At 64.4% G+C, this 18764-nt stretch carries 20 protein-coding genes; all 20 read left to right on the forward strand.

Annotated elements, in window-relative coordinates; translation table 11 throughout:
- Complete coding sequence (locus AC07SZ_RS27185; protein WP_494916650.1) at positions 1-1161, forward strand: replication initiator protein A; 1161 nt, start codon at positions 1-3, stop codon at positions 1159-1161.
- Positions 1158-1646: a DUF2840 domain-containing protein gene (locus tag AC07SZ_RS27190; protein ID WP_494916652.1), complete on the forward strand. Its 489-nt coding sequence runs from the start codon at positions 1158-1160 to the stop codon at positions 1644-1646. Before AC07SZ_RS27185 ends, AC07SZ_RS27190 begins: the two co-directional genes overlap by 4 nt.
- Entirely contained in the window at positions 1643-2188 is a 546-nt protein-coding gene (locus AC07SZ_RS27195) for a S26 family signal peptidase (RefSeq protein ID WP_494916654.1), read from the forward strand. Before AC07SZ_RS27190 ends, AC07SZ_RS27195 begins: the two co-directional genes overlap by 4 nt.
- Positions 2189-2257: 69 nt before the next feature.
- Positions 2258-2593, forward strand: a complete 336-nt coding sequence (locus AC07SZ_RS27200) for a DUF736 domain-containing protein (RefSeq protein ID WP_494916656.1) — start codon at positions 2258-2260, stop codon at positions 2591-2593.
- Positions 2594-2596: 3 nt separating this feature from the next.
- Positions 2597-3370, forward strand: a complete 774-nt coding sequence (locus AC07SZ_RS27205) for a lytic transglycosylase domain-containing protein (protein ID WP_494916658.1) — start codon at positions 2597-2599, stop codon at positions 3368-3370.
- Positions 3371-3614: 244 nt separating this feature from the next.
- Positions 3615-5354 carry a relaxase/mobilization nuclease domain-containing protein gene (locus AC07SZ_RS27210; protein WP_494916660.1) on the forward strand — a complete coding sequence of 580 codons (1740 nt, stop codon included), beginning with the start codon at positions 3615-3617 and terminating at the stop codon, positions 5352-5354.
- 27 nt (positions 5355-5381) lie between these two features.
- Complete coding sequence (locus tag AC07SZ_RS27215) at positions 5382-7364, forward strand: conjugal transfer protein TraG (RefSeq protein ID WP_494916661.1); 1983 nt, start codon at positions 5382-5384, stop codon at positions 7362-7364.
- Between the two features lie 7 nt (positions 7365-7371).
- Entirely contained in the window at positions 7372-7827 is a 456-nt protein-coding gene (locus AC07SZ_RS27220) for a CopG family transcriptional regulator (protein ID WP_494916662.1), read from the forward strand.
- 363 nt (positions 7828-8190) lie between these two features.
- Positions 8191-8538: a type II toxin-antitoxin system RelE/ParE family toxin gene (locus AC07SZ_RS27225; RefSeq protein WP_136616198.1), complete on the forward strand. Its 348-nt coding sequence runs from the start codon at positions 8191-8193 to the stop codon at positions 8536-8538.
- Entirely contained in the window at positions 8535-8852 is a 318-nt protein-coding gene (locus AC07SZ_RS27230) for a helix-turn-helix domain-containing protein (RefSeq protein WP_006338687.1), read from the forward strand. The genes AC07SZ_RS27225 and AC07SZ_RS27230 overlap by 4 nt, the downstream gene beginning before the upstream one ends.
- Positions 8853-9062: 210 nt before the next feature.
- Positions 9063-10082 carry a P-type conjugative transfer ATPase TrbB gene (gene trbB / locus AC07SZ_RS27235; RefSeq protein ID WP_494916663.1) on the forward strand — a complete coding sequence of 340 codons (1020 nt, stop codon included), beginning with the start codon at positions 9063-9065 and terminating at the stop codon, positions 10080-10082.
- 35 nt (positions 10083-10117) lie between these two features.
- Complete coding sequence (locus AC07SZ_RS27240) at positions 10118-10411, forward strand: TrbC/VirB2 family type IV secretion system protein (protein WP_494916833.1); 294 nt, start codon at positions 10118-10120, stop codon at positions 10409-10411.
- A 29-nt stretch (positions 10412-10440) separates the two neighbouring features.
- Complete coding sequence (locus AC07SZ_RS27245) at positions 10441-10707, forward strand: VirB3 family type IV secretion system protein (protein ID WP_494916664.1); 267 nt, start codon at positions 10441-10443, stop codon at positions 10705-10707.
- A gap of 14 nt (positions 10708-10721) precedes the next feature.
- Positions 10722-13175: a conjugal transfer protein TrbE gene (gene trbE, locus AC07SZ_RS27250; RefSeq protein ID WP_494916665.1), complete on the forward strand. Its 2454-nt coding sequence runs from the start codon at positions 10722-10724 to the stop codon at positions 13173-13175.
- Entirely contained in the window at positions 13172-13930 is a 759-nt protein-coding gene (gene trbJ / locus AC07SZ_RS27255; RefSeq protein WP_494916666.1) for a P-type conjugative transfer protein TrbJ, read from the forward strand. Before trbE ends, trbJ begins: the two co-directional genes overlap by 4 nt.
- 10 nt (positions 13931-13940) lie before the next feature.
- Entirely contained in the window at positions 13941-14336 is a 396-nt protein-coding gene (gene trbK-alt, locus AC07SZ_RS27260) for a putative entry exclusion protein TrbK-alt (protein WP_494916667.1), read from the forward strand.
- A gap of 1 nt (position 14337) precedes the next feature.
- A complete protein-coding gene (gene trbL, locus AC07SZ_RS27265) occupies positions 14338-15699 on the forward strand; it encodes a P-type conjugative transfer protein TrbL (RefSeq protein ID WP_494916668.1) in 1362 nt (453 codons plus the stop codon).
- A 2-nt stretch (positions 15700-15701) separates the two neighbouring features.
- Complete coding sequence (trbF, locus tag AC07SZ_RS27270) at positions 15702-16385, forward strand: conjugal transfer protein TrbF (RefSeq protein WP_494916669.1); 684 nt, start codon at positions 15702-15704, stop codon at positions 16383-16385.
- Positions 16382-17521, forward strand: coding sequence for a P-type conjugative transfer protein TrbG (trbG, locus tag AC07SZ_RS27275; RefSeq protein ID WP_494916670.1), 1140 nt, complete (start codon positions 16382-16384; stop codon positions 17519-17521). Before trbF ends, trbG begins: the two co-directional genes overlap by 4 nt.
- Entirely contained in the window at positions 17518-18762 is a 1245-nt protein-coding gene (locus tag AC07SZ_RS27280; RefSeq protein WP_494916671.1) for a TraB/TrbI/VirB10 family type IV secretion system protein, read from the forward strand. The genes trbG and AC07SZ_RS27280 overlap by 4 nt, the downstream gene beginning before the upstream one ends.
- Positions 18763-18764: the final 2 nt, after the last annotated feature.

The raw sequence follows: 18764 nt of genomic DNA on the forward strand, positions 1-18764 counted from the left end.
ATGGTGGCGCGAAACCAATCCCTTTCGGAGCGCGGGCAGCTCGACCTGTTCCGGGCGCTGCCTGGCGACTTCGCCCCACGAGACGCGCAGGATCTCATGGCCTATCCGTTCTTCTCCCTTTCCAAGACCCATCGCGTCACCCCGATCGACTTTGCCGCGGGCAACGTCACGATTCGGGTCGAAGCCGTACCCGATCATGGGATGGCCACCATCTGGGACGCCGACATCCTGATCTGGGCCGCGAGCCAGATCGTCGAGGCGCGCGACACCGGGCTTCGCACTTCGCGCCTGATGGCCGCCACGCCCTATGAGATTCTCACCTTCGTCGGCCGTGGCAAGAGCCTGCGCGACTATCAGCGCCTGAAGGCTGGGCTTGATCGGCTCCAGTCGACCACCGTCTCGACAACGATCCGTCAGCCCGCCGAAGGCCGGCGTCACCGCTTCTCATGGATCAACGAGTGGCAGGAGCGCATCGATCGCCATGGCAAACCCGCGGGGATCGAGTTGATCGTCCCCGACTGGTTCTACCAGGCAATCCTCGATGACGCGCTCGTGCTGACGATCGATCGCGCCTATTTCGACCTGACCGGCGGGCTGGAGCGCTGGCTCTATCGGCTGGTGCGCAAGCATGGCGGACGCCAGCGCGACGGCTGGCGCTTCGACTTCCGTCACCTTCACCAGAAATCCGGCAGCCTGTCGCCCTACAAGCGCTTTGCCTTCGAGCTGCGCGACATCATCCGCCGCCAACCGCTGCCCGGCTACACACTTGCGCTCGAAGTAGAGATTGGCGGCCGGGTGCTGCTCGCCTTCGAGCGGATCGCCCCCTGTGGAAAGCCTGTGGACGGCATCGTGCTATCGGGAACCGGCACTATCGTGCCATCGGGAACCGCGGGCTCGTGCTATCAGGAACCAAAACGGGGTCTAACCCTAGGAAAGCAAAGCCGAAATCGCGCCCTTAACTTAGAATCTAACCCAGAGTCTAACCTTGAAGCGCGCGCGCGTGGTGTGCAAGGGCTCATCCGGCGAACCAGCGACGCACGCAGCATAGACACAGACAAGACCTCGAATGCGCCATCGGTATCTGACGGCAGCAGCACGGCAACCAGCGTCTCCGAAGCCCCGAATCCGCCTCTTGATGCGCGCTCGGGAGCCACCCGATGATCGCCGCCACGCACCACGCTCGCGACGAACTCGTCCATGTCGAACTGACCTGGGTCGAGAAGAAAATTGAGAACTGGATACGCTTCGGCACCCACGCCCAGGAACAGATCGTTGATCGTCGCCGACGCATCCTTTCCTATCGCCCCGGCGCGGTCTTCGCCTTCGTGCGCTGGGCCGCCAACGACTTCGGAACGATTATCTCACGCATCGACATCGTGCGCACGGTCGCACGCGGCGAAGCCTATCAGACACTGCCCTTTGTGCGCCCCGGCGGCGACATCCTTCTGAAGGTCGAGAGCTGGCCCAAGGTCGAACGCGTTCTGCAGGCGATCGACGCCATCCAGCGCCTCGACATTGACCCTGAGTTGGTGTCGCCCGATCATTGGCGGCACATCCACAACCGGATAACCGCCGGCCACGCGCCGCGCAGCTACACACTCGACCAACATCGCGCGTTCCTGCTGCGCAAGAGGACCGAGCCGTGACGCGCGCCGGGATCATCCTCGCTAGCGTTCTCGCAACCATGGGCGTCGGTTATCCCGGCCTCACTTCGATGCCCACGAAGCTCATCTGGAATGCGTCAGCCAGCGCACCGATCGGCTTCTACACGATCGACTTCGACGGACCGTTCGAGGTCACGGATCTTGTCGCCGTCGACGCGCCTGAGCCACTCGCGGCGTTCCTCGCTGATCGCGGCTATCTGCCGAGGGGCGTGCCACTCCTGAAGCGCATCCTTGGCGTTTCCGGACAACGTGTCTGTCGCTCGAACCTCACCATCACCGTCGATGGCGTCGAGGCGGGCGTGGCGCTCGAGCGTGATCGGGCCGGCCGTGACCTGCCTGTCTGGCAGGGCTGCCGCCGCATCCCGACCGGCGAAGTCTTCCTGATGAACTGGCTGGTCCGCGACAGCCTCGACGGCCGTTACTTCGGCCTCATCTCCACGGCCCGGATCATCGGCCGCGCCGTCCCGTTGTGGACCGACGAGGACGGGAACGGCCGCTTCGAATGGCGCGCGCCAACGCGGTGAGCGCGCGACCGGCGGCGCGCGTCGTGCCGCCAGCCTTCATCACCGCACCACTGAAACCAGGAGCCTGACATGCAACAGATCGGGGAATTCACGCACCAGAAGACTGGCTATAGCGGGCGCATCCACACGCTCAGCCTCAACCTGGATATCGCCATTGTGGCGGCAGAGGCGAGCGAAACGGAGAATGCGCCTGACTACCGCGTTCACGCCGGAAGCGAGGACGGCCCCGAGATTGGCGCCGGCTGGAAACGCTCCAGCGAAAAGGCCGGTGACTATGTCTCGATCCAGCTCGATGACCCGACCCTCGCGCAGCCGATACGCGCGAACCTCTTTCGCAATGGCGACGACAAGACGTCCTGGTCGCTGCACTGGGCGCGCCCGCGCGACCGCAGCGAGAAGGATTGAACGATGCGCGCTCGCCGTCCGTCGACGAGCCATCGCGGTGCGCCCGGGCCGCTTCGCGCTGCCCGGCGCATGGCTCTGCTCCTCCTTTGCGGCCTGTCCCTCGCGACCGTCATGCCGGCGGCGACCTTGGCGCAGGAAACACCTCCCACACGATCGTCGCAGCGCGATCCGTTCGGCGCGCACATCAGCGAGGCCTCGCACCGCTTCGGCGTTCCGACCGCGTTGATACGCGCCATCATGCGCAACGAGAGTGCGGGTGATGTGCGCGCCATCTCCAGCGCAGGCGCCCGCGGCTTGATGCAGATCATGCCCGGCACATGGGATTATCTACGCGCCCGCTGGTCGCTTGGCCGCGATCCGTTCGATCCCCGGGACAACATTCTGGCAGGAACCGCGTATCTGCGCGAACTGCACGATCGCTTCGGCTCGCCGGGGTTTCTGGCCGCCTACAACGCGGGTCCCGCACGCTACGAAGCCTACCTCGCCGGGCGGCCGTTACCGGCCGAGACCCGCGCCTATGTCGCGACGCTCGCCCCCCTGATCGGTGAAAGCGAAGGTATGCGCCCTTTCGCAGTCACGTCTGTCGAGGCCATTCCCTGGAAGCACGGCTCGCTCTTCGTAGGTCAGCCGGATCGCAAACAAGCTGTCGCTCTCGTGCCGACCAAGCGACCACCAAATGACGCGAGCTCTGCACCCATCGTGCGCGATATCTCCACCATCGTGCCGCTGTCCGAGGGCCTCTTCGTGCCGCGAGCGGGCGAAGGGATCCAGCCATGAGCGCGTTTGGGCGTTTTCGCGCAACCGCAAGCTCCAGCGCACCGTGGCGTGGATGGAGGCGGAAGGTGGGCAGAACAACCGGAAGATGGCGAGATAAAAGGCCGCGAGGTGCGGCGTTGATCGGTTGTGTTGTTTCAATAGGTTATGCCGCATTTCCGCGAGGTGCCAACATCTGGCGCGCCGCGCCAGAATACCGATTTGCCCGTGATTTCCGTGCCTTGGCACGATGTGCGGATCTCTTTAGATGACTGGCGAGGACGATCTTCGAATCCGCCCCGGCCGCATCCGCTCGTCTGGCGCCCAGCGCGCCAGGCCCTTCATCGCGCAGGCCCTTGCCGCCGCCCAGAAGGCCGGCGCTCATATCTCTCGCTCCGGCCGGATCAGTCCGGGCAATCGCTCGACCTTCGGGCGTGGCCGCACGGCGAGCGTGCGCGCCAATCGTCTCCTCACCGGCCGTTCGCGAGCCGTGATCATCAAGACGCGGCTGGTGCGTCATCACGCGCGCGCAGCGCCGCTTGCCGCCCATCTCACCTATCTTCGCCGCGAGGGCGTCACCCGTGACGGGGAGAAGGCAAGGCTGTTCGGGCCGGAAGTCGGGGAGGTGGATGGCGGTCCTTTCGCCGCGCGATGTGGCGATGATCGGCACCACTTCCGCTTCATCATCTCGCCCGAAGATGCCGTCGACATGGCGGACCTCAAATCCTTCGCCCGCGATCTGATGGGGCAGATGGAAAAGGACCTCGGCACGAAGCTCGATTGGGCCGGCGTCGATCACTGGAACACCGACAACCCGCACCTTCACATCATCCTGCGCGGCCGCGCTGATGACGGGCAGGATCTCGTGATCTCCCGCGATTACATCAAGGAGGGGATGCGCGCCCGCGCGGCCGACCTCGTTACCCAGGAACTCGGCCCGCGCACCGATCTCGACATTCGCCGCAATCTGGAGCGCCAGGTCGGAGCCGAACGCTGGACCCAGCTTGACCGGCAACTTGTTCGCGATGGCCGCGACACAGGCGTTGTCGATCTTGCGTTCCCGGCGAACGCTCAGCCCGACGAGTATCACGTGCTGAAGGTCGGGCGGGTGCGCAAGCTCGAAGCCCTTGGCCTTGCCGAACAGGTCGGCCCTGGCCAATGGATGATCGACGACAAGGCCGAGGCGACGCTGCGCGAGCTTGGCGAGCGCGCTGACATCATCAAGCGGATGCACCGCGCTCTGACAGAACAGGGCATCGAGCGCGGCTCGGCGACCTATGTGCTTGCGGCGGAGCGCCTCGAGACGCCGATCGTGGGTCGGCTGGTCGACCGTGGTCTCGATGATGAGCTGAAGGGCAGCGCCTACGCCGTGGTCGATGGCACCGACGGCCGCACACATCACATCAAGCTTTCCGATCTCGTCGCCGCAGGCGACAGCGCTCCGGGTTCGATCGTCGAACTGCGCAAGTTCAATGATACGCAGGGGCATCCACGCGCGGCGCTCGCTGTCCGTTCCGATCTCGATATTGAGCGGCAGGTTACCGCCGCCGGCGCGACCTGGCTTGACCGCCAGAATATCGCCCGCGAACCGATTGCGTTGTCGGAAGGCGGCTTCGGCGCCGAGGTACGGCAGGCGATGCAGCGCCGCGCCGACCATCTCGTCGAACAGGGCCTCGGCGAGCGGCATGGCCAACGCACAACCTTCACCCGCAACCTGATCGACACGCTGCGTCGCCGCGAACTGGAGGCGCTCGGCGAAAAGCTCTCGGCCGAAACCGGCCAGCCCTTCAACCGCGCCCGCGGCGGCGAGTTCGTCGCCGGTTCCTACCGGCAACGTTTCCTGCTCGCCTCCGGCCGCTTCGCCATGATCGACGACGGCCTCGGTTTCCAACTGGTGCCTTGGACGCCGTCCCTGGAAAAACATCTTGGCCGCCACGTCTCTGGCGTCGCTCGCAATGACGACGGCATCGACTGGAGTTTTGGCCGCAAGCAAGGCCTCGGCCTCTAACCTCATGTTGAAGAAAGGACCGCTTCTATGTCCGCCACCAAGATTCTCTGGGGCCAGATCCTCGCCGTGTTGGCGATCGTACTTTTCACGACCTGGGGCGCGACGGAGTGGGTGGCCTGGCGCCTGGCATTCCAGCCCGAGCTCGGCAGGCCATGGTTCCATGTCCTGGGCTTTCCGTTTTACCTTCCGCCGTCCTTCTTCTGGTGGTGGTATGGCTTCGATGCCTACGCGCCGTCGATCTTCGTGGAGGGAGCCTTTATCTCGGCATCCGGCGGTTTCGCCTGCGTCGCCGTCGCCATCGGCATGTCGGTCTGGCGGGCTCGCGAGGCCAAGAAGGTCGAGACCTACGGCTCTGCCCGCTGGGCCGACAAGCAGGAGATCAAGGCGACTGGCCTTCTCGGATCCGATGGCGTGGTGCTTGGGCGGTTTGACGGCGCCTATCTGCGCCACGACGGGCCGGAGCATGTGCTGTGCTTCGCGCCCACACGTTCGGGCAAGGGTGTCGGCCTCGTCGTCCCGTCACTGCTGACCTGGCCAAGCTCCGCGGTCGTCCACGACATCAAGGGCGAGAACTGGCAGCTCACCGCGGGTTTTCGCGCCAGGCATGGCAGGGTCCTGCTGTTTGATCCAACCAATCCGAAATCCTCGTCATACAACCCGCTGCTCGAGGTGCGCCGCGGCGAATGGGAAGTCCGCGACGTTCAGAACATCGCTGACATTCTGGTCGATCCCGAAGGCTCGCTCGAAAGGCGAAACCATTGGGAGAAAACCAGCCATGCGCTGCTGGTTGGCGCGATCCTGCATGTCCTCTACGCCGAGCAAGACAAGACGCTCGCCGGCGTCGCCGGCTTCCTCTCCGATCCAAGGCGTCCGATCGAATCGACGCTCGCCGCGATGATGAAAACGGCGCATCTGGGTGAGGGCGGTCCGCACCCGGTCATCGCCAGCGCCGCGCGGGAGCTCTTGAACAAATCCGACAACGAGCGCTCTGGCGTGCTGTCCACCGCCATGTCGTTCCTTGGCCTCTATCGCGATCCCGTCGTGGCCGAGGTCACGCGCCGCTGCGACTGGCGCATCACCGATCTTGTCGACGACAAGCATCCTACGACACTCTACCTCGTCGTGCCGCCGTCCGACATCAATCGGACCAAGCCGCTCATTCGCCTGATCCTCAATCAGATCGGTCGCCGCTTGACCGAAGATCTGCAGGTGAGGGCGCAAGGGGACCGGCTGCTCCTGATGCTCGACGAGTTCCCGGCGCTCGGCCGTCTCGACTTCTTCGAGTCGGCGCTCGCCTTCATGGCCGGCTACGGGCTGAAAAGCTTCCTGATCGCTCAATCCCTCAATCAGATCGAGCGGGCGTACGGCGCCAACAACTCAATCCTCGACAACTGCCATGTCCGGGTGAGCTTTGCCACCAACGATGAGCGCACCGCCAAGCGGGTGTCCGACGCGCTGGGAACAGCGACCGAGATGAGGGCCATGAGGAACTATGCCGGCCACCGGCTGTCGCCGTGGCTCGGTCATCTCATGGTCTCCCGCTCCGAGACGGCTCGCCCGCTGCTCACGCCGGGTGAAGTAATGCAGCTGCCGGCCACCGACGAGATTGTCATGGTCTCGGGTGCGCCGCCGATCCGCGCGAAAAAAGCGCGCTATCATGAGGATGCTCGCTTCCGGGAACGTATCTTGCCGCCTCCGGCCATGGCGGCGGCAGTGGAGGGGAGACATGACGACTGGACCAGCCTGCCTCTGCCCTCTCGTCCCAGGATTGCCGAAGCCACTTCGGCGCCGTCGGCCGCGGATGAGGACCAAACTGATTCCGAACGTCGTAGGCAACCTGAGCTCAGTCGCGTCGAGTTGGTCGTGACACCTTCGACCGAGAACGAATTCGAGATCGATCACCATGACGACCTGGAAGACGATGTTGCCCGCAACCGTCGACTGACACGCCTCATGCAAGGCATTGCGCGGCAGGCGTCGCTCGACCCCGGCGACGGTGTGGATATGTGAGGCTCCGATGGCAAAGGCACTCCGCAAACAACGCCTGTCCGTCTATCTCGATCCGAAGGCGATGAGCAGGCTGGTCGAACATGCGGCGCGCCGGGATCTTTCACGGTCGCTCGTCGCCGAGGCAGCCATCGAGTCGTTCCTCTCACCCGATGCCGCCGAGCGACAGGAAGCGGCGATCACCAAGCGGCTCGATCAACTCGATCGCCGCATGATACGCCAGGAGCGCGATGTCGCAATTGCAGTGGAGACCCTCGCCGTTTTCGTCCGCTTCTGGCTGGCGACAACACCAGCGTTGCCCGAGCCCGCGGCGCAGGCTGCCCACGCCAAGGCTGGCGAGCGCTATGATGCCTTCGTCACCGCACTCGGCCGGCGCCTGGCGAAAGGTCCAAAGCTTCGACAGGAAATCTCCGAGGACATCGATGGCGGCCTGGACACACCGCAGCCCCGCAGGCCCGTGGGCTAAATGGACGGGCGGACTGAGATTTTGCAAGCATCGATATGTCAAAACATATCAAAGCGTTGGAATGATATGTTGTCATGGATCACGCTTTGCCAACCTGTCGAGTTTGGCGGAAGAGAACTAGACAGAAGCAGGGTTGGGTCGCTTATACGGGAACCATGGTGGGCGCGAAATCCGCAATTTAAGATCCGTGATTGCATGAGGGGCCACGCCTTCATGAGCTTCTATGATCACTTGGAAAAAACAGCCGTCTGAGCCGAATCAGTTATTTTCAGTGGCTAGGCGGTGTCAGGATTTTTCGTTGAAAATTATAGTCTGTATGCTATAAGGCAAGTGAGAATGAAAAACCAAAAGCCCGCAGTATGGATGGGGTCGTCAAAGGGCGATCTGCGCGAGTTTCCGGTCGATGTTCGCCGATTGATGGGTGTCGCAATCAACGACGCCCAGAATGGTGAGGAGCACCCGGCTGTCAAAGCCCTGAAAGGCTTTGGGGGTCGCAGCATCCTCGAGGTGGTCGATGACTTCGACGGAGATACTTATCGGGCCGTCTATGCGGTGCGCTTTGCCGGGGTGATCTACGTGCTTCATTGCTTCCAGAAGAAGTCGAAGAAGGGCAGGGAGACACCCAAGCACGAAATCGATGTCGTGACAGTGCGATTGAAGGCGGCCGAGGCGCACTACCGCGAAAACTATGGGAAAGGAACAAAGTCATGACAGAAGACATCACCGCCGAAGTGAGCAGCGGCAACGTGTTTGCCGACCTAGGCTTTGACAATCCCGAAGAGGAATTGCTCAAGGCCAAGCTGGCCCGCGAGATCCGCGCCATTATCAAGCGCCGGCGCCTGACCCAAGCGAAGTCGGCTGAACTGCTCGGAATGAAACAGCCCGACGTCTCCGCGATCGCCACCGGGCGCACGGGTAAGTTTTCAATAGACAGGCTGGTTCGCTGTCTGGACCGGCTCGACTACAAGGTCGACGTGGTGGTTCGCCACAAGCCTCGACGGTCAACTCGTGCTGAAGCCGCTTGATCAAACGGCTTTGCCAGCACAATCGACGGCGAGCGCCGCCCTTGCCTGAAGATCGTCAGCCTTGATTACAGGTCGGCACCGCCAATCTCCTGTATTTGCACGCTACGCCACTACGCCTCGATATAGGTGTTGAAACCACTCGAGATGTGGCTCTCTTAATCATCCCCGTCCAGGGGTCGCCCATGTCCCCCGGATCGAAACGGGGACAGGATGGCAGCTTCCCATCACAATTCAGAAGGTCTGGCGCGCGGCGCACGTATGTTGCGCACAGCGCTCGGACCTGCGATCGCGAGCTATCTCGACGACGCGGGTGTCGTTGAAGTGATGCTCAACCCCGATGGCCGCTTGTGGATCGACCGGTTGTCCGAGGGGCTGTCCGACACAGGAGAGCGTCTGTCGGCGGCGGACGGCGAGCGCATCGTTCGCCTCGTCGCTCATCATGTCGGTGCCGAAGTCCATGCCGGCGCCCCACGCGTCTCGGCCGAGCTGCCCGAGACGGGCGAGCGCTTCGAGGGGCTTCTTCCTCCCGTCGTCGCGGCGCCCGCCTTCGCGATCCGCAAGCCCGCCGTCGCCATCTTCACCCTCGAAGATTATGTCGCGGCCGGGATCATGTCGGTGCGCCAGGCAGACGCATTGCGCCAGGGCGTTGCCAGCCGCGCGAACATCCTCGTTGCAGGCGGCACCTCCACGGGCAAGACCACGCTGATCAACGCACTGTTGGCTGAAGTTGCCAAGACCGTCGATCGCGTCGTCATCATCGAGGATACGCGCGAGCTGCAATGCGCCGCGCCGAATCTCGTGGCGATGCGCACGAAAGACGGCGTCGCGTCGCTCTCCGATCTCGTTCGTTCGTCGCTGCGCCTGCGCCCCGACCGCATTCCGGTCGGCGAGGTGCGCGGGGCCGAGGCGCTCGAACTGCTCAAGGCCTGGGGCACCGGCCACCCCGGTGGCCTCGGCACGATCCACGCCGGCAGCGCCATTGGCGCGCTCCGCCGCATGGAACAGCTCATCCAGGAAGCCGTCGTCACGGTTCCACGCGCTCTGATCGCCGAAACGATCGACCTGGTTGCCGTCCTTTCCGGCCGCGGCTCCGCGCGCCGGCTGTCCGAACTCGCCCGTGTCGATGGCCTTCGTCCGGACGGTGATTACCGGGTCGCGCCAGCCGTCCTCGAGAGCGACGACAGCCCGACAACCTTGCTCATCCAAAGCCCTGAAGGAGAAAATCCGTGATCCAACGCCTGCGCCTCGCGCGCCATCGTCTCGCCATGACAGTTTCGGTTCCCACGCTCATCCTGGTGATGGCCGCGCCCGCTTATGCCTCAGGCTCGTCGATGCCGTGGGAACAACCGCTGCAACAGATACTCCAGTCGATCGAAGGCCCAGTCGCCAAGATCATGGCGGTGATCATTATCATCGTCACCGGCCTGACGCTCGCCTTCGGCGATACGTCGGGCGGCTTCCGCCGGCTCATCCAGATCGTGTTCGGCCTGTCCATCGCTTTCGCGGCGTCGAGCTTCTTCCTGTCGTTCTTCTCGTTCGGCGGCGGAGCGCTGATCTGATGGCGGGTTCGGTCGAACAGGGCGGGTCAATGCCGGACTACGCAGTGCCGGGTTATGCGGTCCTCGTGCACCGGGCGCTGACCGAGCCGATCCTGCTCGGCGGCGCCCCGCGCGCCATTGCCATCATGAACGGGACGCTCGCCGGCGCCGTGGGGCTGGGGCTGCGTCTCTGGCTCGTCGGCATCGCGATCTGGGCGATCGGTCATGTAGCCGCTGTCTGGGCCGCCAAGCGCGATCCGCTGTTCGTCGACGTCGTTCGCCGGCATCTGCGCATCCCGGCGCATTTCACGGTCTGAGAGAGGTCGCGCCGATGATGAACCTTGCCGAATATCGTAACCGTAGCAGCCGGCTCGCCGACTTCCTGCCCTGGGTGGCATTGGTCGGCGCCGGCATCGTCCTCAACAAGGACGGCAGCTTCCAGCGCACCGCGCGCTTTCGCGGACCCGATCTCGACAGCGCCGTGCCGGCCGAACTAGTCGCCGTCGCCGGCCGGCTCAACAATGCCTTCCGCCGTCTCGGCTCCGGCTGGGCGATCTTCGTGGAGGCGCAGCGCCATGCCTCGACCCGCTATCCCGACAGCAGCTTTCCGGATGCGGCCTCCACACTGGTCGATGCGGAACGAAAGGCGGGCTTCGAGGAGGCCGGCGCGCATTTCGAGTCCAGCTACTTTCTGACGCTCACCTATCTTGCGCCCGCCGAAGACACCGCGCGCGCGGAAAGCTGGCTCTACGAAGGGCGCGTGAAGAAAGGCCTTGACCCCAATGAGGTGCTGACCGGCTTCGCCGATCGCAGCGACCGCGTCCTGCGCCTTGTCGAAGCTTTCATGCCGGAGTGCCGCTGGCTCGATGACGCCGAGACGCTGACCTATCTGCATGGCTGCGTCTCGACCAATCGCCACCGTGTCCGCGTTCCCGAAACGCCGATGTATCTCGATGCCTTGCTGGCCGACCAGCCGTTGACCGGCGGGCTTGAGCCGCGGCTTGGCGCGTCGCATCTGCGCATTCTCACGGTCACGGGATTCCCGACCGCGACCACGCCGGGTCTGCTCGACGAGTTGAACCGGCTGGCCTTCCCGTATCGCTGGTCGACACGCGCGATCCTCCTCGACAAGACCGATGCGACCAGGCTGCTTACAAAGATCCGGCGTCAGTGGTTCGCCAAGCGCAAATCGGTCGCCGCGATCCTCAAGGAGGTGATGACCAACGAGGCGTCCGTCCTCGTGGACACCGACGCGGCAAACAAGGCCGCCGATGCCGACATGGCGCTGCAGGAGCTCGGCGCCGACTATGCGGGCATGGCCTATGTCACCGCGACGGTGACGGTGTGGGACGATGATCCCGGCATCGCCGACGAAAAACTACGCCTGGTCGAAAAGGTCATCCAGGGCCGCGATTTCACGGCGATCATCGAAACCATCAACGCCGTCGACGCCTGGCTCGGCAGCCTGCCGGGTCATGTCTACGCCAACGTCCGTCAACCTCCCATCTCCACCCTCAATCTCGCCCACATCATCCCGCTTTCCGCGGTGTGGGCGGGGCCGGAACGGGACGAGCATTTTGCAGCGCCCCCTCTGCTCTTCGGCAAGACCGAAGGCTCGACCCCGTTCCGGCTTTCGCTTCACGTCGGTGACGTCGGCCATACGCTGATCGTAGGCCCGACCGGCGCGGGCAAGTCCGTGCTGCTGGCACTGATGGCGCTGCAGTTCCGCCGCTATGCTGGCTCGCAGGTTTTCGCCTTCGATTTCGGCGGCTCGATCCGCGCGGCCGCACTCGCCATGGGCGGCGACTGGCATGATCTCGGCGGTGATCTCAGTGATGGGGCGATCGACAGCGTCAGCCTTCAGCCGTTCGCCCGCATTCATGATGTCCCCGAGCGCGCCTGGGCCGCCGACTGGATCGTGGCGATCCTGACGCGCGAGAATGTGATGATCACCCCTGAGGTCAAGGAGCATATCTGGACTGCGTTGAGCTCTCTGGCCTCCGCGCCTGTCAACGAGCGCACCATCACCGGTCTGGTCGTGCTGCTGCAATCAAATGATCTCAAGCAGGCATTGCGCCCCTATTGCGTTGGGGGTCCCTACGGCCGGTTGCTCGATGCCGAGCGCGAACATCTCGGATCTGCATCGGTCCAGGCTTTCGAAACCGAAGGACTGATCGGAACAGGTGCGGCGCCCGCCGTCCTGTCCTATCTCTTCCATCGCATCGAGGACCGGCTCGATGGCTCGCCGACCCTCCTCATCATCGACGAAGGCTGGCTTGCACTGGACGATGAGGGTTTTGCCGGCCAGCTCCGCGAATGGCTGAAGACGCTGCGCAAAAAGAACGCCAGCGTCATCTTCGCCACGCAGTCGCTCAGCGACATCGATGGTTCGGCAATCGCGCCCGCGATTATCGAGAGCTGCCAGACCCGTCTTCTGCTGCCGAACGAGCGCGCCATCGAGCCGCAGATCACTGCGATCTATCGCCGCTTCGGCCTCAACGATCGGCAGATCGAGATCATCGCCCGGGCGATGCCGAAGCGCGATTATTACTGCCAGTCCCGGCGCGGCAACCGGCTGTTCGAGCTCGGTCTGTCGGATGTGGCGCTCGCGCTCTGCGCTGTATCCGCGAAGACCGACCAGGCAGCGATCTCCCGCATCGTCACCGAGCACGGCCGTGACGGTTTCCTCGCTGCCTGGCTCAGCCACCGTGGCGTCGGCTGGGCCGCTGAACTCGTTCCCGTCCTAACCAGCCCCGCCCTCACCAACAAGGAGAAGTCCCCATGAAACTGCGCCATTCCCTTGGCATGCGGCTCGCTGCCGCCCTGCTTGTCGCTCCGGTCACCCTGGCGCCAATGCTTTCGACGCCGGCCCACGCCTTCATTGTGTTCGATCCCTCGAACTATTCGCAGAACGTGCTGACGGCCGCGCGCTCGCTACAGCAGATCACCAACCAGATCACCTCGCTTCAGAACCAGGCGCAGATGCTCATCAATCAGGCCCGCAATCTCACAAGCCTGCCATTCTCCTCGCTGCAGCAGCTCCAGCAGTCCGTGCAACGCACGCAGCAATTGCTCGGTCAAGCGCAGAACGTTGCCTATGACGTCCAGCAGATCGATCAAGCCTTCCAGCAGAAATACGGCAACGTCTCGCTGTCGGCTTCGGATCAGCAACTCGTCGCCGACGCGCGTTCGCGCTGGGGCAACACGGTTGGTGGCCTTCAGGATGCCATGCGTGTGCAGGCGGGCGTCGTCGGCAACATCGACACCAATCGCACGCAGATGTCGGCGCTGGTCGGCCAGAGCCAGGGTGCCACCGGCGCGCTTCAGGCAACACAGGCCGGCAACCAGCTCCTCGCGCTTCAGGCGCAGCAACTCGCCGATCTCACCGCGGTCGTCGCTGCGAACGGTCGGGCGCAGGCTTTGCAATCGGCCGAGCAGGCCACCGCCGCCGAACAGGGCAGGGAGCAGCGCCGCCGCTTCCTGACGGAGGGCGCGGGCTACCAGCCTGGCAGCGCGCAGATGTTCTATGGCAAAAACTGAGGCCCGCGCGATGGATGGCAAGATCTTCGCTCGCATCGGCGCAGTCGTCTTCATCGCGGTCGCTTTGACAGTGACCGCGATCGAGATGAGCAGCAAGGACGATGAGCCTGACGCCCTTGCGAGGCGGGACCTTTCCACCGCGTCACAAGACCCGCTCGCGTCCGAATTGCGCCGCTGTTCCGGGATCGGCGAGGCCGGGCCTCGCGATCCCGGCTGTCTGAAAGCGTGGGCAGACAGCCGGCGCCGGTTTCTCGGTCAGCGTGACTCGGCATCCGCGCCTGCTGCCGTTGCCCCGACAACGCTGTTTCCGAATGTAGCTTCGCCAGCCGACCGGAAAGAAGGGGAGCGGACGGATGTGACCGCTCCTGAGATGCAAGTCGAGCCGCCCCGGCCGGAGATTCGCTGACATGGGCGGCATGGGCGTCATCGACCATTTCCTCGAAGTCTTCACGCGCTACATCGACGGCGGCTTTGGCCTGCTCGGCGGCGAGGTCGGCTTCATCGCCACGACCCTGATCGTCATCGACGTGACGTTGGCGGCGCTCTTCTGGTCCTGGGGCGCTGACGACGATATCATGGCGCGCCTCGTCAAGAAGACGCTGTTCGTCGGCGTTTTCGCCTATCTCATCTCCAACTGGAACAATCTCGCCCGCATCGTCTTCGAAAGCTTCGCTGGGCTTGGCCTGAAGGCCTCGGGTACGGGTTTCACCGTCAACGATCTCATGCGCCCGGGCAAGGTGGCGCAGACCGGGCTCGACGCCGGCCGGCCGTTGCTGGACTCGATCTCGAACCTGATGGGCTATTGGTCCTTCTTCGAGAACTTCATCCAGATAGCCTGCATGTTCTTCGCCTGGGCGCTGGTGCTGCTGGCCTTCTTCATCCTGGCGATCCAGCTCTTCGTCACCCTGATCGAGTTCAAGCTGACGACGCTCGCCGGTTTCGTGCTGATCCCCTTCGGTCTGTTCGGCAAATCCGCCTTCATGGCCGAGCGCGTACTCGGCAACGTCATCTCGTCCGGCATCAAGGTGCTCGTGCTCGCCGTCATCATCGGCATCGGCTCAACGCTCTTCTCCGAGTTCACCGCAGGCTTCAGCGGCAACACGCCGTCGATCGACGACGCCATGGCGATCGTGCTGGCCGCGCTGTCGCTGCTTGGCCTTGGCATATTTGGACCGGGCATTGCCAACGGTCTCGTCTCCGGCGGCCCGCAACTCGGGGCAGGTGCGGCAGTCGGCACGGGGCTTGCCGCCGGCAGCATGGCAGCAGTGGGCGCAGCTGCCGCCGGTGCCGTCATGTCCGGGGGTGCAGCTGTCAGCGGCGGTGCTGCAGCGGCGGCTCGTGGCGGTGCCGCGACCGCGGGCAGGGCATCCACAGCCTACAATCTCGGGGCGGCCGGAGAGTCAGGCTTTTCCGGCGTCGCATCCGGGCTCGGCGGTGTCATCAGCGCCGGTGTCCAGGGTGCCATCTCACCGCTCAAGCGCTCGGCCAATCATGCGGCAGGCAGCATGAAGCACAGCTTCCAGTCCGGCGCTCGCGCTGCCTTCGAGACGACAGGCGGATCCTCCACCGCCGGCACAATCGGCGCGAACGCTGGCGAAGCCGGCTCCGCTCCCGCCGCGTCCTCCGCCACCGAGAGTCAGCCCGCCTGGGCGAAGCGCATGAAGCGCTCGCAACAGATGACCCATGGCGTCCAGGCCGCCGCTCACGCCGTTCGCAGTGGCGACAGCCATGGCGGCGGCTCCTCGATCAACCTCTCTGAAAGAGACTGAGCATGTTCAAACGACCGTCCACGCACTACGGCAAATATCCACAACCCGAGACGCCCTACCAGCGCGCTGCCCAGGTCTGGGACGAGCGCATTGGTTCCGCTCGCGTGCAGGCGCGCAACTGGCGTTACATGGCCTTCGGTTCCCTGGCGCTCGCCGCCGGCTTCTCCGCCGCACTCGTGTGGCAATCCGCCAACGGCTCGATCGTGCCTTGGGTGGTGCAGGTCGATCGTCTCGGCCAAGCGCAGGCTGTCGCCCCAGCGGTCGGCGACTATCAGCCGAACGATCCGCAGATCGCCTTCTACCTGGCGCACTTCATCGAACAGGTGAGGTCGATCCCCGCCGATCCGATCATCGTGCGGCAGAACTGGCTGCGCGCCTACGACTTCACGACGCAAGGCGGGGCGCTGGCTCTCAACGACTATGCGCGCGCCAATGACCCGTTCACCAAGGTCGGAAAGCAGCAGGTCGCCGTCGACGTGTCGTCTGTCATCCGCGCATCGCCCGTGAGCTTCCGAATCGCCTGGGTCGAACGCCGCTATCAGGACGGCTCACTCGCTTCCACGGAGCGCTGGTCCGCCATTCTCACCATTGTCGTGCAGCCCCCGCGCGACGCCGACGCGCTGAGGAAGAACCCGCTCGGCATCTACATCAACGCCATCAACTGGTCGAAGGAGCTTGGACAATGACGCCCGCACTCTTCAAAGCCGCCCCCTGGAGGTGTCCAGCTTTCCTCATCCACGCAGTGCCGGCGTTCCGTAAGACAGCCTTTCCAGCACTTCTGCTTTTGACATCGGCGCTTGCGGGCTGTGCCTCCAGGCAGAAGCCGCCGGAGATATCGTATGACGATCCGATCCCGGCCGTGCAGGCGGTCGATCCGCCCCGGCCCGTCAAGGTGGTGGAGCTGTCTAAGCCGCTGCCGCTTCCCGGCCAGTTGAAGCCGGTCGGCAAGGACGCAAAGCCCGAGCCGGAACCGATCGATCCGACCGCGCGCGTGAACCTGGCCAACGCAGCAGCGCGCGTCCAGCCTGTCCGCAACGGCTTCATCAACTCGATGCAGGTCTATCCGTTTGTCGACGGCGCCCTCTATCAGGTCTATGCCTCGCCGGGGCAGATCACCGACATCGCGCTCCAGCCCGGCGAGCAGCTCGTCGGCTCCGGTCCCGTCGCCGCCGGCGACACCGTGCGCTGGATCATCGGCGATACGGAGAGCGGTACGGGCGGGGCCAAGCAAGTCCACATCCTCGTCAAGCCGACGCGCGCCGACCTTCTCACCAATCTCGTCATCAATACCGATCGGCGCACCTATCACATGGAACTGCGCTCGACACCGTCGACCTATATGGCATCGGTTTCCTGGCAATACCCGCAGGACCAGCTCATCGCCTTGCGCCGCCAGAACCAACAGGCTGAAGCTGCGCAGCCGGTGTCGACGGGCATCGATCTTTCTCGCGTCAATTTCCGCTACGACGTGACGGGCGATCGCGCACCGTGGCGGCCGTTGCGAGCCTTCGACGATGGCAAGCAGGTGTTCATCGAGTTCCCGCGGGGCATCGGCCATGGCGAGATGCCGCCACTCTTCGTGGTCGGGCCGGAAGGCGACACGTCCGAGCTGGTGAACTATCGCGTCCGCGGCAACTACATGATCGTCGACCGGCTATTTGCCGCCGCCGAGTTGCGCTTCGGCGCCGGCAAGAACCAGCAGCGCATCCGCATCTATCGCACCGATGGGGTGAAGAGCAGTCCATTCTCATGGATGCGGGGCCCTGGTGAGGCTTCGCAAGCGACGAACGTCCGAAGAGACAGTGGAGGGCCGGCATCGTGAGCAACACATTCGATCCCGGGAAGGAAGAAGGACGGGGGCCGGTGAATGACGCCCTTCCGGAGACACCGGCCGAGGATGACGCCCGGCCGTTGACAGGCGAGCCGGCCTTTGCCATGCGGCTGCGCGCCGAGCCGCCACGCGTGACGCGTCTGTCCCGCAAGGCGCTGGCCGGGCTGGGGCTCGCCGCAAGCCTCGCTGTTGGCGGGGCGCTGATTTATGCGTTGCAGAACCGTCAGCAAGGCCAGGGTCAGGAGCTGTATTCGACCGACAATCGCTCGACCCCCGATGGGCTCGCCGGCCTGCCAAAGGACTATGCCGGCGTTCCGAAGCTTGGCCCACCGCTTCCCGGCGATCTCGGCCGCCCGATCCTCGCCGCACAGAATGGCGGCCCCGCGCCATCGACCGGCCCCATTGGACCGGACGCGGAGGTGCAGCGCCGGGAGCAGGAACTGGAAGCGGCGAGGACCGCGCGCCTGTTCGCGTCCACGCAAACGCGGCCGGCGGGTGAGGCGACTGCCGCTCAGTCTACAACAGGCACCGCGCCACAGCCCGACCTCGCCAGCCTAGGCCTCGCACCGCAGCCAGCGACGCCCTCGGCGCAGGACCGCCAGCGCGCATTCCTCGATCAGCCACCGGACAAACGCACCGTCTCGTCGGATCGTGTCGCGGCGCCGGCGTCGAAGAACGTCCTGCAGGCGGGCGCGGTCATCGCAGCCGCCCTCATCACCGGCATTCGTTCCGACCTGCCGGGCCAGATTACCGCGCAGGTGACGGAGAATGTCTATGACAGCCCCACCGGACAAATCCGTCTCATTCCTCAGGGGACGCGCCTCATCGGCCAGTATGACAATGGTGTCGGCTTTGGCCAGCGTCGCGTATTGCTGGTATGGACCAGACTGATTTTTCCAGACGGCCGCTCCATCGTTCTGGAACGTGAGCCTGGCGCGGACGCCGAGGGTTATGCTGGCCTCGAGGACGGCGTCGACTATCACTGGGGCGAGTTGTTCAAGGCTGCAGCACTTTCCACGGTTCTGAGCATCGGGGCGCAGGCAGGCTCATCGGGCCAGGAGAGCGACATCATGCGCGCTCTTCGCCAGGGTGCTTCCGACAGCATCAGCCAGACAGGCCAGCAGATCGTCCAGCGGCAGCTCAACATAGCGCCGACGCTCACCATCAGACCGGGATTCCCGGTACGCGTCATCGTCACACGCGATCTCGTGCTTGAACCTTACGGAGGCTGAAA

Source organism: Mesorhizobium sp. GW821-FHT07A06 (assembly GCF_059419085.1).